General features: G+C 38.9%; 26 protein-coding genes, 1 pseudogene, 1 riboswitch and 1 other annotated feature. Of the genes and pseudogenes, 14 read left to right on the top strand and 13 right to left on the bottom strand.

Annotated features, from left to right (window positions below):
* Positions 1-15: 15 nt before the first annotated feature.
* Entirely contained in the window at positions 16-1464 is a 1449-nt protein-coding gene (cls, locus tag R4Z09_RS23730; RefSeq protein WP_338453341.1) for a cardiolipin synthase, read from the bottom strand.
* Between the two features lie 32 nt (positions 1465-1496).
* A complete protein-coding gene (gene ytzI / locus R4Z09_RS23725; RefSeq protein WP_422392213.1) occupies positions 1497-1661 on the bottom strand; it encodes a YtzI protein in 165 nt (54 codons plus the stop codon).
* Positions 1662-1788: 127 nt separating this feature from the next.
* On the opposite strand from ytzI, the gene R4Z09_RS23720 reads away from it, so the two are divergent.
* Positions 1789-2226 carry a Dps family protein gene (locus R4Z09_RS23720; RefSeq protein ID WP_338449192.1) on the top strand — a complete coding sequence of 146 codons (438 nt, stop codon included), beginning with the start codon at positions 1789-1791 and terminating at the stop codon, positions 2224-2226.
* A gap of 141 nt (positions 2227-2367) precedes the next feature.
* On the opposite strand, the gene R4Z09_RS23715 is transcribed toward R4Z09_RS23720, so the two are convergent.
* Positions 2368-2625, bottom strand: a complete 258-nt coding sequence (locus R4Z09_RS23715; protein WP_338449191.1) for a DUF6154 family protein — start codon at positions 2623-2625, stop codon at positions 2368-2370.
* A 166-nt stretch (positions 2626-2791) separates the two neighbouring features.
* On the opposite strand from R4Z09_RS23715, the gene R4Z09_RS23710 reads away from it, so the two are divergent.
* Together R4Z09_RS23710 and ytkD are read left to right on the top strand one after the other, a co-directional pair.
* A complete protein-coding gene (locus R4Z09_RS23710; RefSeq protein ID WP_338449190.1) occupies positions 2792-3109 on the top strand; it encodes a hydrolase in 318 nt (105 codons plus the stop codon).
* Positions 3110-3174: 65 nt separating this feature from the next.
* The gene (gene ytkD / locus R4Z09_RS23705; RefSeq protein WP_338449189.1) at positions 3175-3645 is read left to right on the top strand and encodes an RNA deprotection pyrophosphohydrolase; all 471 of its coding nucleotides are present in this window, start codon (positions 3175-3177) and stop codon (positions 3643-3645) included.
* Between the two features lie 69 nt (positions 3646-3714).
* On the opposite strand, the gene R4Z09_RS23700 is transcribed toward ytkD, so the two are convergent.
* From R4Z09_RS23700 to R4Z09_RS23680, 5 genes and pseudogenes are all read right to left on the bottom strand, one after another.
* The gene (locus tag R4Z09_RS23700; RefSeq protein WP_338449188.1) at positions 3715-4521 is read right to left on the bottom strand and encodes an ABC transporter permease; all 807 of its coding nucleotides are present in this window, start codon (positions 4519-4521) and stop codon (positions 3715-3717) included.
* The gene (locus R4Z09_RS23695) at positions 4505-5278 is read right to left on the bottom strand and encodes an ABC transporter ATP-binding protein (RefSeq protein ID WP_338449187.1); all 774 of its coding nucleotides are present in this window, start codon (positions 5276-5278) and stop codon (positions 4505-4507) included. Before R4Z09_RS23695 ends, R4Z09_RS23700 begins: the two co-directional genes overlap by 17 nt.
* 118 nt (positions 5279-5396) lie before the next feature.
* Positions 5397-6413 carry an ABC transporter substrate-binding protein gene (locus R4Z09_RS23690; protein WP_338449186.1) on the bottom strand — a complete coding sequence of 339 codons (1017 nt, stop codon included), beginning with the start codon at positions 6411-6413 and terminating at the stop codon, positions 5397-5399.
* A 202-nt stretch (positions 6414-6615) separates the two neighbouring features.
* A pseudogene (locus R4Z09_RS31175) lies at positions 6616-7329 on the bottom strand (CAP domain-containing protein); the annotation flags it as partial.
* A gap of 706 nt (positions 7330-8035) precedes the next feature.
* Positions 8036-8890, bottom strand: a complete 855-nt coding sequence (locus R4Z09_RS23680; RefSeq protein WP_338449184.1) for a MurR/RpiR family transcriptional regulator — start codon at positions 8888-8890, stop codon at positions 8036-8038.
* A gap of 323 nt (positions 8891-9213) precedes the next feature.
* On the opposite strand from R4Z09_RS23680, the gene map reads away from it, so the two are divergent.
* From map to R4Z09_RS23665, 3 genes are all read left to right on the top strand, one after another.
* Positions 9214-9957, top strand: coding sequence for a type I methionyl aminopeptidase (gene map / locus R4Z09_RS23675; RefSeq protein WP_338449183.1), 744 nt, complete (start codon positions 9214-9216; stop codon positions 9955-9957).
* A gap of 137 nt (positions 9958-10094) precedes the next feature.
* Positions 10095-10874, top strand: a complete 780-nt coding sequence (locus tag R4Z09_RS23670; protein ID WP_338449182.1) for an alpha/beta hydrolase family protein — start codon at positions 10095-10097, stop codon at positions 10872-10874.
* Positions 10875-10929: 55 nt separating this feature from the next.
* Positions 10930-11172 carry a DUF2584 domain-containing protein gene (locus R4Z09_RS23665; RefSeq protein WP_338449181.1) on the top strand — a complete coding sequence of 81 codons (243 nt, stop codon included), beginning with the start codon at positions 10930-10932 and terminating at the stop codon, positions 11170-11172.
* Between the two features lie 36 nt (positions 11173-11208).
* On the opposite strand, the gene pckA is transcribed toward R4Z09_RS23665, so the two are convergent.
* Entirely contained in the window at positions 11209-12795 is a 1587-nt protein-coding gene (gene pckA, locus R4Z09_RS23660) for a phosphoenolpyruvate carboxykinase (ATP) (RefSeq protein WP_338449180.1), read from the bottom strand.
* 264 nt (positions 12796-13059) lie between these two features.
* Positions 13060-13171: riboswitch (SAM riboswitch) on the top strand.
* A gap of 244 nt (positions 13172-13415) precedes the next feature.
* On the opposite strand from pckA, the gene metK reads away from it, so the two are divergent.
* Together metK and asnB are read left to right on the top strand one after the other, a co-directional pair.
* The gene (gene metK / locus R4Z09_RS23655) at positions 13416-14621 is read left to right on the top strand and encodes a methionine adenosyltransferase (protein WP_338449179.1); all 1206 of its coding nucleotides are present in this window, start codon (positions 13416-13418) and stop codon (positions 14619-14621) included.
* A gap of 282 nt (positions 14622-14903) precedes the next feature.
* Positions 14904-16805 carry an asparagine synthase (glutamine-hydrolyzing) gene (gene asnB, locus R4Z09_RS23650; RefSeq protein WP_338449178.1) on the top strand — a complete coding sequence of 634 codons (1902 nt, stop codon included), beginning with the start codon at positions 14904-14906 and terminating at the stop codon, positions 16803-16805.
* On the opposite strand, the gene R4Z09_RS23645 is transcribed toward asnB, so the two are convergent.
* Both R4Z09_RS23645 and R4Z09_RS23640 read right to left on the bottom strand, forming a co-directional pair.
* On the bottom strand, positions 16802-17674 hold the full coding sequence (locus R4Z09_RS23645; RefSeq protein ID WP_338449177.1) for a C39 family peptidase: 873 nt from the start codon (positions 17672-17674) through the stop codon (positions 16802-16804). The genes asnB and R4Z09_RS23645 overlap by 4 nt on opposite strands.
* Positions 17675-17767: 93 nt before the next feature.
* Complete coding sequence (locus R4Z09_RS23640) at positions 17768-18298, bottom strand: gamma carbonic anhydrase family protein (protein WP_338449176.1); 531 nt, start codon at positions 18296-18298, stop codon at positions 17768-17770.
* Between the two features lie 275 nt (positions 18299-18573).
* On the opposite strand from R4Z09_RS23640, the gene R4Z09_RS23635 reads away from it, so the two are divergent.
* Positions 18574-19377: an alpha/beta hydrolase gene (locus R4Z09_RS23635; RefSeq protein ID WP_338449175.1), complete on the top strand. Its 804-nt coding sequence runs from the start codon at positions 18574-18576 to the stop codon at positions 19375-19377.
* 15 nt (positions 19378-19392) lie between these two features.
* Entirely contained in the window at positions 19393-20499 is a 1107-nt protein-coding gene (locus R4Z09_RS23630; RefSeq protein WP_338449174.1) for a tetraprenyl-beta-curcumene synthase family protein, read from the top strand.
* A 60-nt stretch (positions 20500-20559) separates the two neighbouring features.
* Here R4Z09_RS23630 and R4Z09_RS23625 read toward each other — a convergent pair whose 3' ends face one another.
* On the bottom strand, positions 20560-21132 hold the full coding sequence (locus tag R4Z09_RS23625) for a class I SAM-dependent methyltransferase (RefSeq protein ID WP_338449173.1): 573 nt from the start codon (positions 21130-21132) through the stop codon (positions 20560-20562).
* The gene (locus R4Z09_RS23620) at positions 21129-22085 is read right to left on the bottom strand and encodes a TIGR01212 family radical SAM protein (RefSeq protein WP_338449172.1); all 957 of its coding nucleotides are present in this window, start codon (positions 22083-22085) and stop codon (positions 21129-21131) included. Before R4Z09_RS23620 ends, R4Z09_RS23625 begins: the two co-directional genes overlap by 4 nt.
* A gap of 384 nt (positions 22086-22469) precedes the next feature.
* Between R4Z09_RS23620 and R4Z09_RS23615 the strand changes: the two genes are divergently transcribed.
* The 4 genes from R4Z09_RS23615 to R4Z09_RS23600 all read left to right on the top strand — a co-directional run bounded on the left by R4Z09_RS23615 (position 22470) and on the right by R4Z09_RS23600 (position 25066).
* Positions 22470-22733 (top strand): YtzC family protein, encoded by a 264-nt coding sequence (locus R4Z09_RS23615; RefSeq protein WP_338449171.1) that lies wholly within the window; start codon positions 22470-22472, stop codon positions 22731-22733.
* Positions 22734-22744: 11 nt separating this feature from the next.
* The gene (locus R4Z09_RS23610) at positions 22745-22909 is read left to right on the top strand and encodes a glycogen biosynthesis protein GlgD (protein WP_338449170.1); all 165 of its coding nucleotides are present in this window, start codon (positions 22745-22747) and stop codon (positions 22907-22909) included.
* Positions 22910-23195: 286 nt separating this feature from the next.
* Positions 23196-23543, top strand: a complete 348-nt coding sequence (locus tag R4Z09_RS23605; RefSeq protein WP_338449169.1) for a DUF485 domain-containing protein — start codon at positions 23196-23198, stop codon at positions 23541-23543.
* Complete coding sequence (locus R4Z09_RS23600; protein ID WP_338449168.1) at positions 23540-25066, top strand: solute symporter family protein; 1527 nt, start codon at positions 23540-23542, stop codon at positions 25064-25066. The genes R4Z09_RS23605 and R4Z09_RS23600 overlap by 4 nt, the downstream gene beginning before the upstream one ends.
* A 441-nt stretch (positions 25067-25507) precedes the next feature.
* Positions 25508-25732 (top strand) — a binding site (T-box leader).
* Positions 25733-25806 lie beyond the last annotated feature (74 nt).

The raw sequence follows: 25806 nt of genomic DNA, 5'->3' as shown, positions 1-25806 counted from the left end.
GTTGTGTATTATTTCTTATAATATAGGTGATAGCAATCTTGAAATAGATTCCTTAAAGCGGATGATCAAGCTTCTACGATTATACTCTTCCAGAGTTAATTCCTTTGAGACCTTTAAATCCTCATAAAAGCTTTCTGTTAAGGCTTGTGCAATACCTTCATCATATAGAAAGGCGTTCACTTCAAAATTGAGTCTGAAGCTTCTAACGTCAATATTTGCCGTACCAACGGATGATAATGTATGATCAACGATAATCGTTTTCGCGTGAATAAAGCCATTATCATATATATACACCTTTGCTCCGGCCTTAAGGATTTTCCCAATATGGTAAAATGTTGCCCAATAAACAAAAGGATGGTCAGGTTTATTTGGAATCATGACTCTCACATCTTTACCAGTCAAAGCAGCTATTTTAACCGCGTCAAGAAGACTTTCATCCGGAATGAAATATGGTGTTTGAACCCAAATGGATTTTCTGGCAGAAAGGATCATTTTGATATAACCGTATTTAATCTGCTCCCATTCCGAGTCAGGACCGCTTGACACAATTTGCATGGCGATATTACCCTTTGGCTGAACGGTAGGAAAAAGGGTGGGTAAATAAGAAATATCATGCCGATGTGAGGCCTGATTCCAATCCAGGATAAATCTTGTTTGAATCGCATGGACGGAGCTGCCTGTAATTCGAAGATGTGTGTCACGCCAATAACCGAATTTTTTATTTAAGCCTAAATATTCGTCCCCGACATTAAATCCGCCAATATAACCTATCATCCCATCTATAATCACAAGCTTTCGGTGATTACGGTAATTCATTCGAAAGTTTATAAGCGGGAATTTCGATGGAAAAAAGGCCTCCACTTCACCGCCAGCAGCAAGAAGCTCCTTAAAAGCTCTTCGCCGTAAAGACCGGGAGCCTAGATCATCATAAAGAATTCGGACCTTTACCCCTTGTTTAGCTTTTTCAATTAGTAATTGAATCAGTTTTGAGCCTATTTCATCATTTTTAAAAATATAGTACTGTAAATGAATAAAATCGTGAGCATTCTTAATATCCTCAAACAACACATCGAATTTCTCTCTGCCGTCTGTGAAAATTTTTACTGTATTATTTGTGGTTAATATCGCATCATTGTTAGCGAGTAACATATAAATAAGACCTTGATGATTTTCCGCTACCTGATTATGGCAGGAAAAATTTCCGGAACGGAAGCTGGATGTCTGCTCTGCAATCATTTCCTCGATCCCGATTTTTTTTCGGTCTTCCCATTCAAACAATGAGCTTCTTGTCAAATTCTGACCGAAAAGTAAATATAAGATAAATCCTAAAATCGGAATAAAGAAAAGGACCATCAGCCATGCCCATGTCGGACCGGCATCCTTATTTTCCATAAAGATGACAATTACCGCAAGAATCATATTTAAAAATAAAATCATGCTGACGACTAACGAATATAAATCCAAATCCATAGGTCATATACCTTTCTGAACATCATTTATACATCTGTTTTCCGTTCTTGGCTGGCATCATTTGGATCCTCAACAGATGGATCAATTGTATGCTTATATTGATATGCTTTACTGGTTACCTTCAGACTTACAATTAATACGACAAGAACAATAATAATAGAAATTATTAGTACAGTTACCAATTTTATCATCTCCTCTATTCAATAGTATTTTAACATGAAACAGGAAAGAATCCTCTGAAATACCATTCAAATCCAATTATTTTAAGGAATGAAGCAATATTTATTGGTTATCTTAAGCAAAGGAGGTAGATGAAACATGACTCAGGAATTAATTCAAGCCGTAAATAAGCAAGTTGCCAATTGGACTGTTCTATATGTCAAACTGCATCATTATCATTGGTTTGTAAAGGGACATCATTTCTTTACATTACATGAAAAATTTGAGGAATTCTATAATGAAGCAAACGAGAATGTTGATGTTCTGGCAGAAAGACTTCTTTCCATTGGCGGTACACCAGTATCAACGATGAAGGCGTGCCTAGAGTTAGCATCTGTTCAAGAAGCAAACGGAGGAGAAAATGAGGACGGAATGGTCCGTGATACCTGCAGTGATTTTGAAAAAATGATTCAAGAGCTTCAGGATGCAATGAAATTAGCAGATGAAGCGGGAGATGAAGGAACAGGTGATGTTCTTCTTTCGATTCATAAGAACTTACAAAAACACTTGTGGATGCTAAAAGCCTATTTAGGCTAGTAAAAAGACTTCCGAAATAGAATGAATGCTTGCTAAATTGGACAAGTATTTATTCTATTTTTTTTCATATGGAATCAAAAAGAAGAGACTCCCTCGTGATGAAGCAGCCTTTTGAAATCATTGTGAATTATGTATGTATGTTTAATGAAGGTTACGCTGATTTATTAAGGAGCTTTGCTGCTGACCGTAATCTTCTTTAGCAAATTTGCCTTTTAAACTTTCAATTAAATAAAGTCCCATTAGCGTATATAGCTCTTGTTCATCCATTTCTTGAATTAATTGCAAAATGTCCTCCTTTGACATTTCTTCAAGAAATGCAAACGCTAACATATCAATGTCCTCTTCATCCCCAGTTAACTTATTGCGATACATTTCATAAAGTTCATCAACAAGTTTCATTCATGATCACCTCCATCTTTAGTATATAATGACTCGGCAATTTTTACATTATATTTAATTTTACCCATTAATATGTGAAAAAATGCTTCTTGGTGGAATAGGAAGTTTTTCGTATAGTTTTGATTATAACATGGGGACGATAAGAGTAAAAAGGAATGAGCCCATTATGGACGAAAAAAAAATATATTATATTGAAATTGCCTCAGGCATGATTACCCAAAGTGCTGTTGATTCAACGTGGAACTTCAAGATTGAAGCAACTGATGAGGAAATTCGCAAGTTAAGGGAATACTTCGATCGAGCAGCATCATCGGAAGTAGGCAATTTCATTCGCGCACATATTCCGTTCCGTGAATATCATGACGACCCTGACAATGATATTTACGATGAGAATATGAAATCGATATACCAACTGATCCATCAGCTTGGTGATAGTGAAGCAAAACAACATATTGAAAGTATTGGATTATTGGACCAAATTTAGTATGTACGAGTTCATTTTCCATTTATAATAGTATCAGTGGAAAATAAACAGAGGTGCGTAATCATATGGAAACTTTTATCGATGAACAGGGCGGACGTGTGACAGTTTCCTTTCAAAAGGATTCCTTCGCTCAAAAGGCCAGTCATGTGTTGGTCATATGCCGTTTCTATGATCAATGGCTATTAACAAAACATAAAGAGAGAGGCTGGGAATTTCCCGGCGGAAAAAAGGAAGAAAATGAAACGCTGGAGGAAGCAGCGAAGAGAGAGGTCGAAGAAGAAACAGGTGCCCGCTTAAAATCGCTTCAATATATAGGAGAATATGAAGTGGCCAGCGGAGGGTCTTTTGTTAAAGCCATTTTCTATGCCGAAGTAGAAAACTTACTGCCAAAGGAAGGCTATTTCGAAACAAATGGCCCCGTTTTAATAGGTGGAGATTTATTGACTCTCCGCTTTCAAGACTCCTACAGCTTTATCATGAAGGACAAGGTGATCGAGTTGGCACTAGAAAAAGCAGCCTTATTAGAAAAAGTATAAAAACAAGGTGCCAGGCACCACAAATGGACAGAACACCGTTCTTTGTCTTTTTGTGGTGTATGACACCTTTTAGTTGTTTTTGATTAATTTTTTTTCGAGGAGTTCGACGAGCTGGTACATAATTGTTGCAAATATAGCAATGACAAAAAGTGATAAAAAGACAAGTGTAAAATTGAAAACCTGGAAGCCATAGATAATCATATATCCAAGTCCTCTAGAAGAAACTAAAAATTCTCCTACGATGACTCCGACCCAGGAAAGGCCGACATTGACCTTTAGTGTAGAAATGATAGTTGGGAATGAGGCTGGCAGGACAGCTTCCTTGAAGGATTGTGCTCTAGTGGCTCCGAACGTATATAATACCTTTAAATAGTTTGGATCGACCTCACGAAAAGAGGTATAAACCACAATAGTCGTAATGATGACAGAGATCAAAGCGCCCATTGCCATAATGGATGTAAAGTTTGGTCCGAGTGCAACAATGAGAATGGGTCCTAAGGCAATTTTGGGCATGGCGTTCATAATAACTAAATAGGGATCAAGGATTTTCGAGAGAATGGGCGACCACCATAAGAGTGCGGCTAACAATGTACCAAGCAGTGTACCAAGCAGAAAGCCGAAGATGGTTTCACCGAGTGTTACACCTAAATGCATGAATAATGAACCGTCTTGAACATTCTCAATCAACAATTTCCATACTTTTGAAGGTGAACTGAATATCAGCGGGTCAATCCATCTTAATTGACTTGCCAGCTCCCAGCTGCCGAAAAAAGCCAGGAAAATAATGAACTGATAAAAACGAACCCATCTTTTTTCCCTTATTATGGAGGCTAGAAATTTTCGGTGAAGTTGTTGGATCTCAGCTGATGACTTCAAGGGATTCCAACTCCTTCCAAATGGTTTGAAACAGGCTTTGAAATAGTTCGTGGTTCCTTGCATGAAAGGGGACTAAGTTTCGTAATTCATCGGGAACAATAAATGTCTTATAAAGCTGTCCGGGCCGGGAGGATAATAGAAAGATTCGGTCGCTCATGGCGATGGCTTCACCAATATCGTGTGTAACAAGAATGGCTGTTTTATGAAAAGACTTCAGGGTTTCGAAGATATGATCCTCTAAATGAAGCTTTGTTTGAAAATCCAGCGCGGAAAAAGGCTCATCAAGCAAGAGGACCTTAGGCTCTGTCGCTAATGTCCTGACCAGCGCAGCCCGTTGCCGCATCCCACCGGAAAGCTCTTTAGGGTAGTGTTTTTCTACTCCCTTTAAGCCCATCTTCTCAAGCAAATGAAGCGTATTTTTTTTTTTATCTTCATTGAGTATGTTGTTAAGCTTCAGCCCGATTTGGATATTTTGCTCAATCGTTTTCCATGGAAATAGATAATCCTGCTGCAGCATATATCCAATATCGTTTGATTTATTGCCAATCCTTTTTCCCTCTAACGTGACATCCCCTTCAGTCGGCCCAATTAAGCCGGCAATAATCGAAAGAAGGGTGGTTTTCCCGCACCCGCTTGGTCCAAGCAAGGATACAAATTCACCTTCTTCGATTTCAAGGGAAATATCATAGAGGGCGGTAGTAGCAGTTGTTTTAGTAAAATAAGTATGACTGATATTTTTTACGTTTAAAAAATTCATGATTTGCCCTCCTTACAATTATTCTATATACATGTTGGGTAAGGTGGTTTTCACTAATGTATACTCACGGAAAGAGTGGTTCACTTTCCGTGAGTGGGTAAGGCGCTTCCGCTTTTCGCTATTCCATCACCTTTTCGGCAAATTCGGTATTCACCAATGTTTTGTAATCGATGCGTTTTGGCAGTTCTCCGGCTTCATCCATAATGTTTTGTAAATTATTCCATTCTTCTTCATCTAGAATAGGATCGGTTGCAAAGGAGGTTTGATTTTTATAACGCTCAATGGAGGATTCGATTATTTCAAGGTCAGTATCTTCAAAGTATTTTTGGATTAGTTTTGCTGTCTCTGCAGAGCTGTTTTCATATACCCACTGCTGGGCTTTATAAATGGCGCGGGTGAACTTTTCAACTATTTCTTGATTCTCTTCTAAATAGCTTTCCTTCGTCATGAAGGTAGTATATGGTACATGCCCTGATTCAGTTCCAAATGAGGCAACAATATGGCCTCTGCCTTCTTTTTCAAACATACTTGCCTGAGGTTCGAATAATTGTACGAAATCACCAGTACCGGAGATAAAGGCATTCGCAATATTCGCGAAATCAATGTTTTGAATAAGGTTTAGGTCATTATGCGGATCAATCCCGTGATTTTTTAACACAAATTCTCCAACCATTTGCGGCATTCCGCCTTTTCGCTGTCCAAGGAAGGTACTCCCTTTTAGCATTTCCCAGTCAAAATTATCAATTTTTTCTCGTGAGACAAGAAATGTTCCATCTGTTTGCGTCAGCTGGGCAAAGTTAATGACCGGGTCTGTTGAACCCTGTGCTGCAACATAAATGGAGGTTTCAGAGCCGACAAGTGCGATATCCGCACCGCCTGATACGAGTGTTGTCATTGTTTTATCGCCGCCAAAGGTGGTCATTAGTTCAATATCAAGACCTTCTTCTTCAAAAAAGCCTTTTTCAATGGCCACATATTGTGGGGCATAGAAAAGAGATCGTGTGACTTCTGCTACTTTAACCTTTTCCAGCTTTTTTACGTCATCGCTAGATTTTTCAGAATTGCATGCAACAAGACTGGTCATCAAAACAGTTATAACAAGAAGTAAAAAACTAGCCTTCCACCATTTTTCCATGATAGAGGACCTCCCTTAAATTAAAATGGAATTTTTAAGCCTAAATTATCGTATGAAATATGAAAAAATGTGTGAATGCCTAGAGGGTAAAACATGAAGGGGAATAATCAATCTTGTTGGGTGAAAAAATAGGCAGAAAAATACCTCTATACAAAGGATGTAAGTAACACCTTCGTACAGAGGCATGATTTATTTCATAAAATTATTTTCCAATAAACATTTGTGTCCAATGATTTCCTGCAGATTCATAGCCGACACCGATATGAGTAAAGTCACGGTTCAAAATATTTCTTCGATGGCCTTCACTATTCATCCAGGCATTGACTACTTCCTGCGGTGTTCTTTGACCTTGAGCAATGTTTTCACCTGCTGTGCGATAGGTTACGCCTTGGTCTCGCATCATATCGAATGGAGATCCGTAGGTTGGGCTTGTATGTGAAAAATACCCCTTTTGCTGCATGTCAACTGATTTCATCTGTGCTACGCTGCTCAACTTCGTATCTGCCTGTAAAGGAGGAAGCCCGTTTTTCTTGCGTTGTTCATTTGTTAAATCAATCACCTGCTGAGCGGCTTGACTGATGTTAGCCGGAGCTTGCTGCTTTGCTGGTGTTTGCTTTTGAGCAGGTGCAGGTTGCTTTGCTGGTGTTTGCTTTTGAGCAGGTGCAGGTTGCTGCGCCGGTGTCTGCTGCTGGGCAGGTGCAGGCTGCTGTGCTGGCGTCTGCTGTTGAACAGGTGCCTGGTTTGGTTGCTGCGGTATAAGTTGTGCTAATTCTTTACTTTGTCGCAGTCTTGCCTGCAATTCATTATCTAAATCTGGATTGGCAGGAATGAATTGATATCTACCCTCTTGGATTAAAACAGCTCTTGTATGCGGATAGTTGTTACTTGATAGGGACGTGTTAAGAGCTGAAAGATTCGGGTTATCATCTGTATTATCGTAATTTTTATTGCGTGCTGTTTTATTACGATTAACGCCGTTGTTATTGTCCCTGTTATTTTGACCTGTCCAGTTTGCATCGTTTGCATCATTAATATTGCGCAGAGACCAATTTGTCGTTCCATTACCCCAATTAGCGTTGTTATTTCTACTCCAGTTTACATTAGTGGCATTACGATTATTGTTATTATTATTTACCCGAGTAACATTACGGCCATTATTACGATTATCGTTATCTAAGTAATCTTCAGTAAGCGGACCGCGGTGGTCAAATCCATATGCAGTGCGGTCATCGACTTCACGGTTTTTGTTGTTTACTTGTGCTACATTTGTACCGCCGCGATTGGCTGTATTGACTGTGTTATTTTGATTATCCATCGCGTCATTTGTGTCATTATTACAAGCAGCTAAGCCTAAGATCAGCATGGGGGTCACAAAAATACTGAATTTCCGTTTTCTCAATTGAATTTCCTCCTTCGAATAGATGGACTACTCTCTTATTGTTACTGCTTCTGAGAAAAAGTATTGATGGGAATAACCGTCTAATTTGGAGTGAAGTAAATGGAATTGGGAAGTTAAGCAAAAAAGAACTTAAGAGGAACTGCATTTATATTGGTTTTACGTATAGGGGAACATAAAACTCCCTAAAATGGTTAATTAAGGGAGTTTTGTTTTTTTTGATGTTTTAATACATTCTCGTTTCCGAGATTGTATTGCGTATCTTCTCAAGGGAACGTTGGGCTTGTTCCTTATTTAATACCCTTAAGTTAACATATAGTGCGTCAATGAGGCTGAGCTGTGCAATTCGTGAAGATAATGCTTCAGAACGAAATTCTGTTTCTTCAGAGCTTGTATATAGGGATACATCTGCATATTGAGAAATCGGTGATTTAGGATAACCGGTGATAGCGATAGTTTTGGCCCCATTTTTCTTTGCTGTTTTTAAAATATTTAATGTATCCTTGTTAGTTCCTGTATGGGAGATCACAACAGCTGCATCCTTTTCCGTTAACTGTGAAGCAGACATTAATTGAAAATGGGAATCAATAAATGCAAACGCTTTAATTCCAGTTCGCACAAATTTATGAAATGCATCCATCGCAATAACTGCGGATCCGCCGGTTCCGTAGAATTCCACTCTATTTGCATGGAATAATATTTCAACTGCTTTTTGAACAGAGTTCTTGTCTAAAATCTCCAGTGTGTTTTCTAATGTTCTGATATTTGACCGGAAGACTTTATCCGCTATTAGCTTTTCATCATCGTTGTCAGAAATTTCAATATCCTCAAGAACTTGGTCGTTTGGCGTACTGATTTCGGATGCAAGTGCAATTTTCATTGCCTGGTATCCTTTAAAGCCAATCCTTTTGCAAAAACGAAAAACCGTTGCGTCGGCAACATTTAACTCCTCAGCGACTTCGTTAATTGTGCCGTGAATAATCTTATCTGGATCATCCAATATATAGTCAGCTATTTTTTTTTCTTTCTCGCTGAGCCGGGCGTAATTTGAACGTATTTTTCCTATACAATTCTGTGACATGCCGATTTTCCTCTCTATAATGATTACTCAAATAGTATACCATAATCTGAAATTGAAAAATATTTCTTCTTTATGGATTAAATAATAAAAAAATTTTGTTTAATTAGTGATAATTAAATATATATTTTATATTTTACTACAAAAAGGTTTAATAACGAATTTCATTAAAAGAAACTCGTTTGGGAATTTCGAGAATACTATGGTAAAATTGGTTGATGCCAAAAGAAAAATTTATATATAAGGATAGAAGAATGCATGATAAAAGATAGGACCCTAAAGGGTTCTGATAAAGTGTATTTGCTTTGCAGAAAGAAGGAATTGCAGTGATTATTAGATCAGATGAAGATTTAAAGGGTCTTAAAGAGATTGGAAAAATTGTAGGAACAATTCGTGATGAAATGATCAAGAAAACGAAACCTGGCATTACAACAAAAGAACTTGATGATTTTGCCGGGGAGCTGTTTGAAAAATACGGAGCACTTTCAGCACCTAAGGGTGAATATGATTTTCCAGGCTTTACATGTATTAGTGTTCAGGAAGAAGTAGCCCACGGGATTCCTGGAAGCAGAGTCATCCAAGAGGGTGATTTGGTCAATATCGATGTTTCTGGTTCGAAAAATGGCTATTATGCGGATACTGGTTTATCTTTTGTTGTAGGTGACGGTAATCCTGAGTTAAATAAGCTTTGTGAAACAGCGAAAAAAGCATTTGAAGCCGGATTAACGAAATTTAAAGTTGGCGGTAGAAAAAATGCCATTGGCAAGGTTGTCTATCAAACGGCAAGACAAAATGGCCTTACAGTGATAAAAAATCTTACCGGCCATGGGGTAGGTTTATCCTTGCATGAAGCACCTGACCATATCTTAAATTATTATGACGCATGGGATAAAGAAATTCTCCGTGACGGCATGGTCATTGCTTTTGAACCGTTTGTCTCAACAGGGTCAGAAGAAGTATATCAATTAGATGATGGATGGACATTTGTAACTGAAGATAAAAGCTTTGTCGCGCAAATTGAGCATACGGTCATTGTGACAAAAGAGGGTCCTGTTATTATTACAAACTAATTAGAAGAAAAGACGGTTAAATTCCTGATGGTGCAGCCATCAGGAATTTTTGCGAAATGAAACCTTTTGAAAAGGAATAACAATAATTTAATTATTCATGATAATAATAAGTACGAATATAGATAGAGGAGATGAGGATGATGACTACCATTATTGCAAAACAAAAATTTCCGTCTCCCCATCCGGAAATTGAATTATCAATCATCACTTATCTCGCTAATGGTTTAAAGGTAAAGGGCTTACTTGCTGAACCAAAAGATGACGAAATGTATGATGGTTTCCTATATTTAAGGGGCGGAATCAAAAATGTCGGAAAAGTACGTCCTGCACGTATTATTCAATTTGCCTCGGAAGGGTTTATCGTGTTTGCTCCTTTTTACCGTGGGAATCAAGGCGGGGAAGGAAATGAAGATTTTGCTGGTGAAGACAGGGAAGATGCTTTTGCAGCCTTTCAGCTCCTAACGCAGCATAGAAGGGTAAGGAAAGTCCATATTTTTGGTTTTTCCCGCGGAGGTGTGATGGCCCTTTTAACAGGAATCAGATATCCAGAGGCAGCCTCCATTGTCACCTGGGGAGGAGTAAGTGATATGTCCCTAACCTATGGGGAAAGAAAGGATTTACGCAGAATGATGAAGCGGGTAATCGGAGGGACTCCGGCAAAGGTTCCTGAGCGGTATCAATCCCGGACTCCTCTTTACGAGCTTGAAAGGCTTGAACCGCCTGTCTTAATCATTCATGGTCGCAGGGATAGAAATGTTTCTGTTGAACATGCCTATCGATTGGAAAATAGATTAAAGGCACTCAATAAAAGTGTGGAATGTTGGTATTTTGAGCAATACACTCATTATTTCCCGCCGGCGGTTAACAGACAGATTGTCGCTGATTTAACCTTGTGGATGAAAAAACAAAATGATTAATGGTAAGATAGCAAGTAGAAGGAACAAATTCGTCTTTGAAAAGGAGAGGGAATAGATGGGCATGCCTTTAGAATTAAATACGATGATCGTGACAAAAGGTAAGGAAGAGAGAATTGGTGAAAATGATTTTACCTTAGTAAAAGATGATTATCGCCTATATCCGATTGAAGTCCCGCTCGAAGTTAGAAAAACGAAGGAAAGTGACCCAGGTGCATACGCAGTAGTAAAAAGATTGGAATGGGAAAATAACAAAACAACCATTACATATCAGCTCATTTCATTAAATACGACTAACTAAAAAACAGCAACCTTAAGTTGCTGTTTTTTTACTATCTTATGCGGTTGGTCCGCCTTTTTCAATAATGTCAGATGAAACGTTTTGGAACTTTTTAAAGTTTTCGCGGAATTTTGCAGCTAGTTCTTTCGCTTTCGCTTCGTAAGTTTCTTGGTTTGCCCATGTTCGGTTTGGTTGTAGGACATCATCCGGAACACCTGGTACGTGTAACGGAATTTCTAAACCAAAAATATCATCTTTTTTCGTTTCCACATTTGTAAGCTCACCTTCAAGTGCGGCTTGCACCATGGCACGTGTATAGCTTAACTTCATACGGCTTCCAACACCATATTCTCCCCCAGTCCAGCCTGTATTCACAAGAAATACATTTGCATTATGCTGGCTGATCTTTTCTCCAAGCATTTCAGCATAGCGTGTTGCAGGCAGCGGAAGGAATGGTGAACCAAAGCATGTGGAGAATGTTGCTTCAGGTGATGTAACACCGCGTTCAGTTCCCGCAAGCTTGGAAGTGTATCCGCTTAAAAAGTGATACATGGCCTGCTCTTTTGAAAGCTTAGCAATTGGAGGTAATACACCAAAGGCATCGGCAGTTAAGAAAATAATTGTATTAGGGTGACCGGCAACGCTTGGGTCAACAATATTGTCAATTGCTTGCAGCGGGTAGGCAGCACGAGTATTTTCAGTCAGTGTACCATCATCATAGTCTGCAATGCGTGAATTCTGGTCAATGATAACGTTTTCTAAAACTGAACCAAAACGGATCGCATCAAAGATTTGCGGTTCTTTTTCGCGAGATAGATTGATACATTTCGCATAGCAGCCGCCTTCAATATTAAAGACACCATTTCCAGACCAGCCGTGCTCATCATCACCAATTAAACGGCGATTGGGATCAGCTGAAAGGGTTGTTTTTCCTGTTCCTGATAAACCAAAGAAAAGAGCAACGTCCCCTTCATTTCCAACGTTAGAAGAACAATGCATTGGCATGATGCCGTTTTCAGGTAATAGGTAATTCATAATCGAGAAGACAGACTTTTTGATTTCTCCGGCATACTCTGTTCCACCAATTAGGACAGTCCTCTGCTCAAAGGAAATGATAATAAATGTTTCTGATTTAGTGCCGTCAACTTCTGGATCAGCTTTAAAATTAGGTGCAGCAATAACTGTAAACCCTGCATCATGTTCAGCCAGTTCTTCAAGGTTCGGACGAATAAATAGCTGATGTGCAAATAAGTTATGCCATGCATATTCATTAATAACCTGGATAGGGAGTCGATGCTTTTCATCAGCCCCTGCAAAACCTTTAAAAACAAATACTTCATCTTTTTCTTTTAGATATTCCAACATTTTATTGTACAGACTAGAGAATACTTCTTTAGAGATCGGTTGATTCACAGAGCCCCAATCAATTTTGTTCTTTACTGATTCTTCTTCAACAATATATTTATCCTTAGGGGATCTTCCAGTGTATTTTCCTGTTGTTGCAATGACAGCGCCGGTTGAAGTTAATTGCCCTTCCTTCCGAGTTAATACTTTTTCAACGAGTTGTGGAACAGATAATTGAGTAAGAATATTAGTGCCATTAAGAAATTCATTTATTTCTTGTTTCAAACTTACAAAATTCATCCGACGAATACCTTCCTTTGACCAATTTATTTATAATTTTAATTTCAGAGTGACTTAGCTCACAAATAGTATAACACAATTATTCGAATAGTCTATACTAATAATAAAAGTTTTTAGTCTTTTCGTAAAAATTGGAATGGTTAAATATATGGATAGAAGAAAATGACTAGAATAACAGGATATATATTAATAGGAAAATATTTTTAGCATATTCATTGACAGTCTTTCCATAGGTACGATATGATGTTTCCTTGAACGGATACTCTCTTATCCCGAGCTGGTGGAGGGACAGACCCAATGAAACCCAGCAACCTGCTAGTATTTTTAGCAAAGGTGCTAATCTGTGGCAAGGATCTATTTCCTTGAACGATAAGAGTGAAAGGCGCGAATCTTATTGCTTTCAACCTTTTCACATATTGAGAAGGTTTTTTTTATGCATATGATGGACGACTTTTAAAAAATCTTCATATCAAAGGAATTATTTACCCCGAATTTTATAAAATATATAGGATAAATACTCCTTGTTATTTCCAAACTACTAGGGAATGAGTTCCGTATCATGAGAGATTGCTCGATAACCGCTTTTTTGCAATCTCATTTTATATAAGGAGGAAATCAGATTGTCAAAACGTCGCTTGTTTACCTCGGAGTCAGTTACAGAAGGTCATCCAGATAAGATATGTGATCAAATCTCTGATGCCATTTTAGATGAAATCCTTGCTCAGGATCCTAATGCACGTGTGGCTGCTGAAACTTCAGTTACGACCGGATTAGTTTTAGTTTCAGGTGAAATTACTACATCAACATATGTTGATATCCCAAAAATTGTTCGTAGTACAGTAAAAGAAATTGGTTATACAAGAGCCAAATATGGATTTGATTCAGAAACTTGTGCTGTGTTAACGTCAATTGATGAGCAGTCTCCGGATATTGCCATGGGCGTTGATCAAGCATTAGAAGCTCGTGAGGGAACGATGACCGATGAACAAATTGAGGCAATTGGTGCAGGAGACCAAGGTCTCATGTTCGGATTTGCCTGCAACGAAACAAGTGAGCTGATGCCATTACCGATTTCATTAGCCCATAAGCTATCCCGCCGTTTAGCAGAAGTACGTAAAGATAATACACTTGCCTATCTTCGCCCGGATGGAAAAACACAGGTAACAGTAGAATACGATGAAAATAATAAACCTGTTCGTGTGGATACAATCGTGATTTCAACGCAGCATGATCCGGAAATCACTCTTGAACAAATTCAACGCGATTTAAAGGAATTGGTTATTTCTCCGGTTGTACCAAATGAATTAATTGATGAACAAACAAAATATTTTATCAACCCGACAGGCCGCTTTGTCATTGGCGGACCTCAGGGAGATGCCGGTTTAACAGGGAGAAAAATCATCGTTGATACTTACGGTGGCTATGCCCGTCATGGCGGCGGTGCTTTTTCTGGTAAGGATCCAACGAAAGTTGACCGCTCTGCTGCCTATGCTGCTCGTTATGTAGCAAAAAATATTGTGGCAGCTGGACTAGCGGATAAAGTAGAAGTTCAATTAGCCTATGCGATTGGCGTTGCTCGTCCGGTTTCGATATCAATTGATACGTTTGGTACAGGAAAAGTAGAGGAAGAAGTGTTAGTTGATATAGTAAATAGCAACTTCGATCTTCGCCCGGCAGGTATCATCAAAATGCTTGATCTTCGCCGCCCGATTTATAAACAAACGGCTGCATATGGTCATTTTGGCCGTGTGGACGTGGACCTACCATGGGAACGAACAGATAAAGCAGACTTGATACGCAAACAAGCATTAGAAGGCCATAACTAACATTCAAAATCGTAATGATAAGCGGGAGCTGCATCGATGATGCGGCTCCCGCTTCCTTTTGCTTGGCATGGCTTCATATACTCGAATCTGAAAATTGCTTAATGTTTTAGAATAAATAGAAAAAGTATAAACTGCTTATAATAGCATGATTTTCCCATTGTTTTTTTTAATACTTCATGCCATTATAAAAAAATTAGTGGTAGTATAAGAGAGTATGTTTTTTAGAAAAATTTAAGAACACTATCGCAGGAGCTTTAAATAAAGAATGGAGTGACGTACATAATGTGTGGTTTTATTGGTTGTGTACATGAAAAAGCACAAAACTTTAACGAAACCGAAAAACAGTTATTCAAACAAATGAATAACCTTATTACCCATCGCGGACCTGATGATGATGGATATTATATGGATGATCATAGTCAATTTGGATTTCGTCGCTTAAGTATTATTGATATCGAGAGCGGTCACCAGCCTTTAACATATGAAAATGAGCGCTATTGGATCATTTTTAATGGTGAAGTCTATAACTATGTTGAATTACGTGAAGAGCTTATCAAAGAAGGTCTTACATTTGAAACAAGCTCAGATACAGAGGTAATCATTGCCCTGTACAGCCATGTAAAGGAAAAAGCAATTGAGCGTTTACGCGGCATGTTTGCATTTGTCATTTGGGATAAAGAGGAACAAACCCTTTATGGCGGAAGAGACCCTTTTGGAATTAAACCATTCTTTTATTGTGAAGATGATGAAAGAACGTTTTTTGCTTCTGAGAAAAAGAGTATTCTACAGGCAATGAAAAATGATGTATTAAACTATGAATCATTGCAGCATTATTTAACTTATCAATTTGTTCCAGAGCCTGAGACATTATCACAAGGCATTCACAAGCTCGAACCTGGCCACTACTTTACAAAGAAAATTGGCTCACCAATGGAGATTAAACGTTATTGGAAAGCCAATTTCCATCCCGTTCAAAAATCAGAAAGTGATTTTATTAAAGAGATTAAAGATGTGTTATTTGATTCTGTAAAAATCCATATGAGAAGTGATGTGCCTGTAGGCTCATTCTTATCAGGCGGAATTGATTCATCTATTATCGCATCAATTGCGAAAGAGTTTCATCCTGCCATTAAAACCTTCTCTGTTGGTTTTGACCACAATGGCTTCAGTGAAATTGATGTGGCAAAGGAAACAGCTGATAAGCTTGGTGTAGAGAATATCAGTTATATTATTTCCCCTGAGGAATATATGAATGAAGTGCCGAAAATCATGTGGCATATGGATGATCCGCTTGCAGATCCTGCCTGTGTACCGCTTTATTTCGTTGCCCGGGAAGCACGTAAGCACGTAACGGTAGTACTATCAGGTGAGGGTGCCGATGAACTATTCGGCGGTTATAATATTTATCGGGAACCGGAATCATTAAAGATGTTCAATAAAATGCCGCAGTTCGGTAAGGTATTCTTAAAATGGCTTGCAAGACTCATGCCAGAAGGAATGAAAGGGAAAAGCTTTATTGAGCGCGGTTTAACACCGATGGAGGAACGTTATATCGGGAATGCAAAAATGTTTACTGAAGATGAGAAACAGCAGCTGTTAAACGTTTTTAATCCTAATCTTCATTATACAGATGTTACGAAGCCGCTGTATTGGGAAAGCCGGGGCTATGATCCAGTTGATCAGATGCAGTACATCGATATTCATACGTGGATGCGCGGCGACATTCTACTGAAAGCAGACCGTGTCACAATGGCACACTCATTGGAGCTTCGGGTTCCATTCCTGGACAAGGAAGTGTTTCGTGTAGCCTCACAGATACCAACAAGCTTAAAAACAGCGAATGGTACAACAAAATATGTCCTTCGTAAAGCAGCCGAAGGCATTGTTCCGGATCATGTCTTGAATCGTAAAAAATTAGGCTTCCCGGTTCCCATTCGCCATTGGTTAAAAGATGAAATGAATGATTGGGCAAAAAAAATAATCCGTGAAAGTGATACGGATCATTTACTTAATAAATCGTATGTTTTGAATCTCTTAGAAGACCATTGCCAAGGAAAAGCGGACAACAGCCGTAAAATTTGGACAGTCCTCATGTTCATGGTGTGGCATCAAATTTACGTGGAAAAGAAATATTCTTTTGATCAAGAAGCTTCTAAGCCGATGAGCCAAGCGATCAGAGGCTAATAAAGGTACGTAATCGCTTGACTTCCCATTTGCACCCAGGAATCTTCGAATTCCGTTATGGGTGCTTTTTTATTTTTTTCACCTGTTAAAGGATCGTTAAAGTAAATATACTGTTCATCATAGCCAGTTAACAGAACAGAATGCTCCTTATAAGTAATATCAACAGGTCCGCTTGGTGTCTGCCATGTTTGAAACCTGCTCTCAGGCAGTCTGCTGTAGGTAGTATTTATTATCACCCAAACAGGACGATTATCGGATAGATGAATTTTCAATTCTTGAAAATCAGAACCGGTTAAATCAATCATCCTTCCCGGCAGAAATTGGTCTGCAAGATCTTTTATCGGTTTATGATAGACACCAAGACCAGGATTATGAAATGAATACATATCCCCGACAAAGCCATCATTAGGGTGGCCAAAATAGATGACCCCGTTTTCCTTACGGTAAGTGGAAGGTTCTTTTTTTATTTTTTCGGCAAGTGTCATTTTATCGACTTCTACACCTGCATGTTGAAGCAGCATCGCAAGGCTCGTTACTTCGCATCCGCGCGGGAGCTCTGGAAGCTGCTTGATTATTGGTGCATCGATGAGGACACTGTCTTTTATTTTAATAATGGAAACGTCAAAGTTATCTTGTAAAAATGTATTGGTTTTGACAATCGGTGATTGAAACCAGTATTTCATGTGCTCAACTGCATTTGCTACATTTCTTGATTTCGTAGAATCAAGGAAAAAACCTGCTGCTAAAACAATGATGATCACGAAAAACATGATGAAAGAATTAAATAGCTTTTTCCGATTCACTAATTTAGCGATAAGGGAAATGAGCAATAAAAATAACACTGCAATAAGAAAGTATAATATTATCATGAGTACCACCTGATGTGTATTTTGGTTGATAATACTAGTATAGTTTAATATCGGTAAATATTAATACGGTTAATGTTGGAAATGTAGAAAATACTATGACTGTTGATCAGCTTTATTCTGTAATGATTTATAGTAGATGCCTTTTTCAACGTATTCTCTTCGAATTCGTTCCATATCTGCTTTATCTTCAGCAGTTAATTCACGAATCACTTTTACAGGTCTGCCGAAGGCAAGTGTATTCGGAGGAATCTTTTTTCCTTGTGGAACAAGGCTGCCTGCACCGATAAAAGCACCTTCGCCAATTTCGGCCTGGTCGAGAATGATTGAACCCATGCCAATTAAAGAGTTTTCCCTTATAATACAGCTGTGAAGAATGACTTGGTGTCCAACTGTTACACCATCTTCAATAATAAGGGGATTATTAGGACTTTGGTGCAAAACAGAATTATCTTGGACACTTACTCTTTTTCCGATTATTGTTGGTGCAACATCTCCACGAATGGAAGTGTTAAACCAGATGTTCGATTCGTCACCAACTTCAACATCGCCGGTAATCGTAACGTAATCAGCGATGAATGCAGAATCTGAAATTTTTGGGCTTTTGCCCTTGTAGGGATAAATCATTTTATACGCTCCTTTAAAACTTTTTATTGTTTGACTTAGGACACACATTTAATTTAGGTATGGAGAATCTTGCTGATCGTATCAAAACCAAGTCATATCTATTGTACTAATTGTATCTAATAAGTGAAGAGATTTGTCAAAGGATTTGTATTTGAGTCATAATAATAGTATGAATGTTTCGGTTTCGTGAAACAGAAATATATAATAGGCTTTTGCGGAACCATAAAAAGATAATAAGAAGTTGAGTCACTTTTGATTTTCAGGAGGAAAGTACAATGTGGAAATGGGAAGCGGAAGGAGAAGCCAAAGCGGTTGTGGTGATTGTTCATGGGGCCATGGAACATCATCGACGTTATGGCTGGTTAATTGAAATGTGGCGATTGTCAGGATTTCATGTGGTGATGGGGGATTTACCGGGTCAAGGCATGACAACAAGATCTGGAAGAGGCCATATTGATTCCTTTGATGAATATATTTTTGAAGTGAAAGATTGGATACAGGCAGCCTATCAATTTGAGTTACCGGTTTTCCTCATCGGGCATAGTCTGGGTGGACTAATCTCTGTCCGTTTGCTTCAGGAAGAACGATTAAATTTGGCAGGTGTTGTGCTATCTTCTCCATGCCTGGGATTAGTCAAACCCCCATCAAAGTTATTGGATTTATGTTCATACTTTCTAAACATAATAGCGCCGCAATTAAGACTAAATACCGGCTTAACGATTGATATGGCCACCCGAAATGAGGATGTAAGGGAAGCAGACATGAATGATACACTCTATATTACAAAAGTGTCTGTCAGATGGTATCGTGAATTAATCTATGGGATAAAAGAGGCATTTGAAAAAATAAATCAGATACAAGACGTTCCGCTTTTTCTGATGCAGGGCGGGGATGACAAAATTGTCAATAAAAATACAGTCAGAAACTGGTTTAACATGGTGCCTTTATCTGAGAAAAGGTTTAAGGAATGGCCGGGCTGCTATCATGAAATTTTTAATGAGCCGGAACGTGAGGAAGTTTTTGAATATGCAAAGGACTTCTTTAACAGCCAGCTAAAATCAATAGGATATCTTGTATAAGCGAGGGTATAGAATATGTCAGTTCCAAGTATGCCGTTAAGTTTAATGACTAAGTCATATCGTAAGATTTTTCCATGTGCCAATAAGGAGCTCTCTTATTGGAAGGAGCGGGCTTGGAATATTCCAGACCCAGAGCTTCGCAAACAAGCATTGGCGAGCATCAATCATAAAACGTTTCATTGTGAGGGCGGTGCGATTATGGCACTCATGGCAAATGATCAATATGCTGAAGTGATTCGTTTTATTGTCGCTTATCAAACAATAAGCGATTATTTAGATAATCTTTGTGATCGAAGCACTTCGTTAGATCCGGCTGATTTTAGAGCACTGCATGAAGCGATGAGGGATGCACTGTCATTAGAGAAGACAGAAGCCAGTTATTATCGTTTTCGTTCTGAACAGGATGATGGAAACTACCTTTCCGACCTTGTTGCAACATGCAAGGAGGTTCTCTCGAAATGTGTTCATTACGAAAAAGTAAAAGATTACTTACTAGAACTGTGTGGATATTATTGTGATTTACAAGTACATAAACATGTGATTCCGGATGAACGTGTGCCTCGTTTAAAAAGGTGGTTTCACGAGAATAAAGATTCAATTCCGAAAATGGAGTGGTATGAATTCTCTGCTTGTTCCGGATCTACCTTAGGTGTTTTTTGTCTGGTAGCTTATGCTTTTAGCAACGATTTTCAGGATCGATATGCGAATGATATTCGCAAAGGCTATTTTCCTTACATTCAAGGCTTACATATTTTGTTGGATTATTTAATTGATCAGGAAGAGGATAAAAAGGAAGGAGATTTAAATTTTTGTTTTTATTATAAAAACGAAGAGCAGCTTTTTACTCGTTTAACACATTTTATTAAGGAAGCAGACCGCCATACAAACAGCCTTCCGCACAAACGTTTTCATCGTTTAATTAATCGGGGTCTCTTAGGTCTTTATTTATCAGACGAAAAAGTAAGAAAGCAGCGCGACGTCCGCAAGCTGGCAAAAGGGATCATGAAAACAGGCGGTGCCGTCAGTGTGTTCTTTTTTATCAATGCTGTCATTTATCGAGCAATGCAAAAATTCAGCAGGGGATTAAAACAAGAAAAACAGAGGTTAGAACGTTACGTATAGGCGGCAGGCACCACATATGGACAAATAGATACCTTTTGTCTTTTTGTGGTGCCTGACACCTTACCTTTTCTCGATTGCAATGATAAATGGCGGATTGTTTGTCTGGTTAATATAACCATATTGCAGGACATGGGCTTGTTTTTGATCAATTGACTTTACAAATTCCAACAGCCTGTCACGTTCAACCGCACCTTCAGGGTGGCCGTGATAGATAACCAGCACGATAATCGCTTCGGGCTTCATTATGGAAAGGAGCTGTTCGATAGCTGAAATCGTTGTATTCGGCTTCGTTACGATTGATTTATCGCCGCCAGGCAAATATCCAAGATTAAAGATGGCTGCAGACACTTTTCCGTAATGCTCATTTGGTATACATTCACTTATTTGCTCATGACCCTTATTAAAAAAGGTTACTCGGTTCAGTAGATTCTGCTCTGCTAAACGATTCCTACTGTTCAATACGGCTTCCTCTTGAATATCAAAGCCGTAGACATGGCCGCTTTCCCCAACCAAATTGGCGAGAAATAGGGTATCATGGCCGTTTCCAAGTGTTGCATCTACAGCAATATCCCCAGGAGTAACTGCTGTTTCCAGCAATGATCTTGCAAAAGGTAAAATCTGCTTCAGCTTCATGCTTTTACAACACTCCATTTCTTTCCTTGCCAGCTGTTTCGGCGGACAAGCTCTGCATCAATGCTGTTGAGAACTTCCCACTTATTAATACTCCACATTGGCCCGATCATTAAATCAATCGGTCCATCACCTGTAATACGGTGAACAATCATTTCCGGTGGTAAAATTTCTAATTGATCACATACTAATTTTACATAGTCATCGAATGATAAAAATTCAAGCATCCCTTTTTCGTATTGTTTCACCATCGGGGTGCCCTTCAATAAATGAAGAAGATGGATTTTAATTCCCTGTACATCAAGCTTTGCTACTTCACGTGCAGTTTCCATCATCATATCAGTAGTCTCCATTGGCAGGCCGTTAATGATATGGGAACAAATTCGAATCCCATGCTTGCGGAGTTTTTCGACACCTTCAACATAGGCTGCAAAATCATGCGCCCTATTAATCAGGTTGGCTGTTTGGTCATGAACTGTTTGCAGTCCAAGCTCCACCCATAAATAGGTTCGTTCATTCAGCTCTGCCAAATATTTGACAACATCATCAGGAAGACAATCCGGTCTCGTTGCGATAGAAAGCCCGACAACCCCATCCAGATTTAAGACGGTTTCATATTTTTCCTTTAATACAGGAAGAGGGGCATGTGTATTCGTAAATGCTTGAAAATAGGCCATATATTTGCCATCTTTCCACTTTGTGTGCATTCTTTCTTTAATATCATTAAATTGTTTGATGAGATCATCATTTCGGCTGCCGGCATAATCACCAGAACCTGATGCACTGCAGAAAGTACAGCCGCCGTGTGCAACAGTGCCATCGCGGTTCGGACAGTCAAAACCACCGTCTAATGCTACCTTGAACACTTTATGGCCAAATATATGCCGTAAATGGTAATTCCATGTATGATAACGCTTATGGTCGCTTGCATATGGAAAAGGATTTATTTGATGCATAGCGGATACCTCCTTAAAACTCACATTTAAATATTTTACCACGAAGTATACACCTTTCCAATGCGGTGTCAGCTTCTGTCTAGAAATGGCAGTCACTGTCTGCGTAGAAACAGGAGATTTGTGCAAAATAAGTACGTAAAGCTCTAGTCCTTAAATGAAATCGAGCTTTGCTTGGAATGATTTAACTTCATTCAGCAGAAGTCATCGACTTTTATAAGTGTGGATGTATGAAAATGCTCACTGATTCCAAGGAGGATCAACCCAGGCTGAATGAAGTTAAGCCTACGGCGGATGCCTCGGATTTTTTATAGGAAATCTATCGGGCGAGCTCGATAAAAATCCGGGCGCAAATTCGGCGGAGCGAATTTGATAAGGAGGGGTTTTATGGCGACTCGAGCATCGATTGAAACGCTGATAGCAAATTGTGAAGACGCACTGAGGTTTGCCTCAGATCAATATCAGGAAAGCAGCCTCCAAGAACATTACAATGGTGAAAATTATACACAAGCTTTACAGAAATTAGAGGGTGCCTATAATGAGCTGGCAAAAATGGCTCAAAGTGCAAATGGGCAGCAGCGTGAACAGCTTCACCGCATGAGATTACAGCTGCAGCAGGCTCAAAGTCAAATGATATTACATGATCATTAGGAGGAACAGCCGTGAAAAAGCGTTCAAAACAACAAAATCCAGAGCAGAAAACACGCAATGGAGCAAACAGTAATGATCTAGAGCTTGGACAGGATTATGATCTTGTAAAGCAATCGAAGAAAAAATATGAACAAAGCGGCAGCCAGCCGGTAAAGTCGAAATTTCATCCTGAATAACCGAAAAGCGGAAATGCCTTGCTCAGCCCCGACAAGCATAAGACGCTCCTGAATAGAAGGCGTTCTTTGCTTTCAATTCAGGAGTGGCTATACCCAAGAGGGGCTAGGCGCTGAGGCTAGACACCAATATTGTCATCAAAGAGCTGATTTGCAAAAATCAGCTCTTTTTGTCGAACTTTTTAATTAGTAAATGTTTCCTGTTTTTACTAAAAAAGATTGCTATTTGGACTATAAATTTTTAGAATATACTTATATTTCAGAATATTTTAAAAAAGGAGGAACGTTAATGGGTAATTTAGCAAAAGAAGGCGTATCACAGCAAAATAAGTATGATTTTGAAAAAATTGCAAACAGCCCAGAATTTAAACAGTTGATGAAAGCCAAGAAAAAATTCCTTGTTCCTGTCTCTGTTGTCTTTTTGGCCCTGTACTTTTTATTACCAATTCTAACTTCTTATTCAACCATCTTAAACACCCCTGCAATTGGATCCATTTCATGGACATGGGTATATTCTTTAGGTCTATTTATCATGACATGGGTTTTATGTATGGTGTACGTAAAAAGAGCAGCACGCTATGACAAAATGGCTCAAGACCTCATTGAAAAATATAATCAAGGAGATAAAAGCCTATGAGTGGAGTTGGATTAGTATTATTTGTCCTCATTGTTGGATTGACACTCGTCATTACGTATTGGGCCGCAAAACGTACGAAAACAGCAAGTGAATTTTACACAGCAGGAGGCGGTTTAACAGGCTGGCAAAATGGACTAGCTATCGCTGGAGATTATTTATCAGCAGCATCCTTCTTAGGAATTGCCGGTGCTATTGCCCTTAATGGTTTTGACGGTTTTTTCTATTCAATCGGCTACCTGGTTGCTTATCTAGTTGTTTTGTATATTGTGGCTGAACCGTTAAGAAATCTTGGAAAGTACACGATTGCCGATATGATTACAGCACGTTTTGACCAAAAGAAAGTACGAGCTGTTGCAGCGTTAAGTACGATTACCATCGTTATCTTTTATATGATTGCCCAGTTAGTTGGTGCAGGCGCTCTTATTCAGCTCTTATTAGGTATTGATTATTGGGTGGCAGTTCTTATCGTTGGTGTGATGATGACCACATATGTACTATTTGGCGGTATGACGGCAACAAGCTGGGTTCAGATTACAAAAGCCGTATTATTAATGATTGGAACTGTTGTGATCTCATTTTTAGTGTTATCGAAGTTTAATTTTAATATTTTTACGATGTTTAGTGAAATGAAAACGATGACACCACTTGGTGAATCTTATTTAAATCCAGGTGTGAAGTATAAAGTTCCGCTTGATACGATTTCCATGATGGCAGCTCTTGTACTTGGTACAGCTGGTTTGCCACATATTTTAATGCGTTTCTTTACTGTTAAAGATGCGAAAACAGCACGTAGTTCAGTTGTAACGGCTACATGGGTTGTTGGTATCTTCTATATTTTAACGATTTTCCTTGGCTTTGGGGCAGCTGCTTTTGTAGGATCTGAAGATATTATTGCTGCGAACGCTGCAGGAAACATGGCAGCGCCGCTGTTAGCAAAAGCGCTTGGCGGGGATTTTCTCATGTCCTTTGTGTCAGCGGTAGCGTTCGCGACAATCCTAGCTGTAGTTGCCGGTCTTGTATTATCTGGTGCATCCGCTTTTGCGCATGATATTTACGGACAAATTATTAAAAAAGGTCAGATTACAGAAAAACAACAGATGCTTGCGGCACGATATGCTTCAATCAGCGTTTCAGTATTATCTATTATTCTTGCACTTTTTGCTCAGAAAATGAATGTTGCTTTCCTTGTATCGCTTGCATTTTGTGTCGCAGCGAGTGCTAACTTACCGGTTATCCTCTGTACGATTTACTGGAAAAAGTTTAACACTGCCGGCGCCGTTACAGGAATGCTGACAGGATTAATTACAGCGCTTGTATTGGTTGCTATCAGTCCAAACGTATTAAACCCTGTTGCAGGTGCAGCTATTCTTGTTGGAGATCCTATTTTTCCTTTAACAAATCCAGCAATCGTCTCCATACCTGCTGGTTTCATCGGTGCATATATCGGTACAGTTGTTGCTAATAAACGTGATGAGAAGAAATATGCCGAAGTTATGGTTAAAGCGAATACAGGAGTAAAATAAAGAAATCATGAGCCACCACTTTTTATAGTGGTGGCTTGCATAGTTTTAAGAGATATTTTTTGGATGAAATGAGGTATAATTCTTACTAAAAGTGTTAACAATTGTTAGTATCTTGTAATATATTAATTTCATTCAGCAGCCTACTTTTATAATTAGTAGTTGAATGAAAAAACTCTTCGATTTTTGTAAGGGTTTCGGGCACTGACTGAATGAAATTAAGCCTCCGGCGGATGTCTCGGATTTTTTTTATGGTAATTTATCGAGCGAGCTCGACGACGGACACGACGTCCTGGATCAGGCTAGACATACGGATGTGGCGTTTTGAAGCGTGATAAAAATCCGGACGCAAATTCGATGGCGAATTTGATTTAGTACCTTTTTTGCCGACTTGCATCTTGAGGCAAAATTATATACAATATCACTATATATTTTTCTATAATTAGAACAACATTGACAAGGAATAGTAATGATGTAAAAACCCGTAATAGAGAGCTGGCGGTTGGTGCAAGTCAGCCGGGATCATCATGAACTCGCCTTGGAGTTACAGATGTGAAAGAACAGTAATGTCTGTCGTTTTCCGCGTTAAGGATAAATGAAGCGAGTGACTTTTTCACTAATGTGGGTGGTACCGCGGGAGTTTTGATACATAATCCTCTCGTCCCAGTTTTGGGATGAGGGGTTTTTTATATTCTTTTCTAAGTTATAGAGAAAAATGCTTCAGAACCCATTATTACGAAAAA

Origin of the sequence: Niallia oryzisoli (genome assembly GCF_036670025.1) — a bacterium.
GTDB classification, from domain to species: Bacteria; Bacillota; Bacilli; order Bacillales; family Cytobacillaceae; genus Bacillus_BD; species Bacillus_BD oryzisoli.
This window is presented reverse-complemented; position numbering and strand designations above follow the sequence as displayed.

Excerpts from the sequence above, each read along its gene's own strand:
- ytzI (WP_422392213.1), bottom strand. The coding sequence starts at position 1,661 with ATGATAAAATTGGTAACTGTACTAATAATTTCTATTATTATTGTTCTT.
- R4Z09_RS23720 (WP_338449192.1), top strand. The coding sequence starts at position 1,789 with ATGACTCAGGAATTAATTCAAGCCGTAAATAAGCAAGTTGCCAATTGG.
- R4Z09_RS23715 (WP_338449191.1), bottom strand. The coding sequence starts at position 2,625 with ATGAAACTTGTTGATGAACTTTATGAAATGTATCGCAATAAGTTAACT.
- R4Z09_RS23710 (WP_338449190.1), top strand. The coding sequence starts at position 2,792 with ATGGACGAAAAAAAAATATATTATATTGAAATTGCCTCAGGCATGATT.
- ytkD (WP_338449189.1), top strand. The coding sequence starts at position 3,175 with ATGGAAACTTTTATCGATGAACAGGGCGGACGTGTGACAGTTTCCTTT.
- R4Z09_RS23695 (WP_338449187.1), bottom strand. The coding sequence starts at position 5,278 with ATGAATTTTTTAAACGTAAAAAATATCAGTCATACTTATTTTACTAAA.
- R4Z09_RS23690 (WP_338449186.1), bottom strand. The coding sequence starts at position 6,413 with ATGGAAAAATGGTGGAAGGCTAGTTTTTTACTTCTTGTTATAACTGTT.
- R4Z09_RS23680 (WP_338449184.1), bottom strand. The coding sequence starts at position 8,890 with ATGTCACAGAATTGTATAGGAAAAATACGTTCAAATTACGCCCGGCTC.
- R4Z09_RS23670 (WP_338449182.1), top strand. The coding sequence starts at position 10,095 with ATGATGACTACCATTATTGCAAAACAAAAATTTCCGTCTCCCCATCCG.
- R4Z09_RS23665 (WP_338449181.1), top strand. The coding sequence starts at position 10,930 with ATGGGCATGCCTTTAGAATTAAATACGATGATCGTGACAAAAGGTAAG.
- pckA (WP_338449180.1), bottom strand. The coding sequence starts at position 12,795 with ATGAATTTTGTAAGTTTGAAACAAGAAATAAATGAATTTCTTAATGGC.
- asnB (WP_338449178.1), top strand. The coding sequence starts at position 14,904 with ATGTGTGGTTTTATTGGTTGTGTACATGAAAAAGCACAAAACTTTAAC.
- R4Z09_RS23645 (WP_338449177.1), bottom strand. The coding sequence starts at position 17,674 with ATGATAATATTATACTTTCTTATTGCAGTGTTATTTTTATTGCTCATT.
- R4Z09_RS23640 (WP_338449176.1), bottom strand. The coding sequence starts at position 18,298 with ATGATTTATCCCTACAAGGGCAAAAGCCCAAAAATTTCAGATTCTGCA.
- R4Z09_RS23635 (WP_338449175.1), top strand. The coding sequence starts at position 18,574 with ATGTGGAAATGGGAAGCGGAAGGAGAAGCCAAAGCGGTTGTGGTGATT.
- R4Z09_RS23630 (WP_338449174.1), top strand. The coding sequence starts at position 19,393 with ATGTCAGTTCCAAGTATGCCGTTAAGTTTAATGACTAAGTCATATCGT.
- R4Z09_RS23625 (WP_338449173.1), bottom strand. The coding sequence starts at position 21,132 with ATGAAGCTGAAGCAGATTTTACCTTTTGCAAGATCATTGCTGGAAACA.
- R4Z09_RS23620 (WP_338449172.1), bottom strand. The coding sequence starts at position 22,085 with ATGCATCAAATAAATCCTTTTCCATATGCAAGCGACCATAAGCGTTAT.
- R4Z09_RS23615 (WP_338449171.1), top strand. The coding sequence starts at position 22,470 with ATGGCGACTCGAGCATCGATTGAAACGCTGATAGCAAATTGTGAAGAC.
- R4Z09_RS23605 (WP_338449169.1), top strand. The coding sequence starts at position 23,196 with ATGGGTAATTTAGCAAAAGAAGGCGTATCACAGCAAAATAAGTATGAT.
- R4Z09_RS23600 (WP_338449168.1), top strand. The coding sequence starts at position 23,540 with ATGAGTGGAGTTGGATTAGTATTATTTGTCCTCATTGTTGGATTGACA.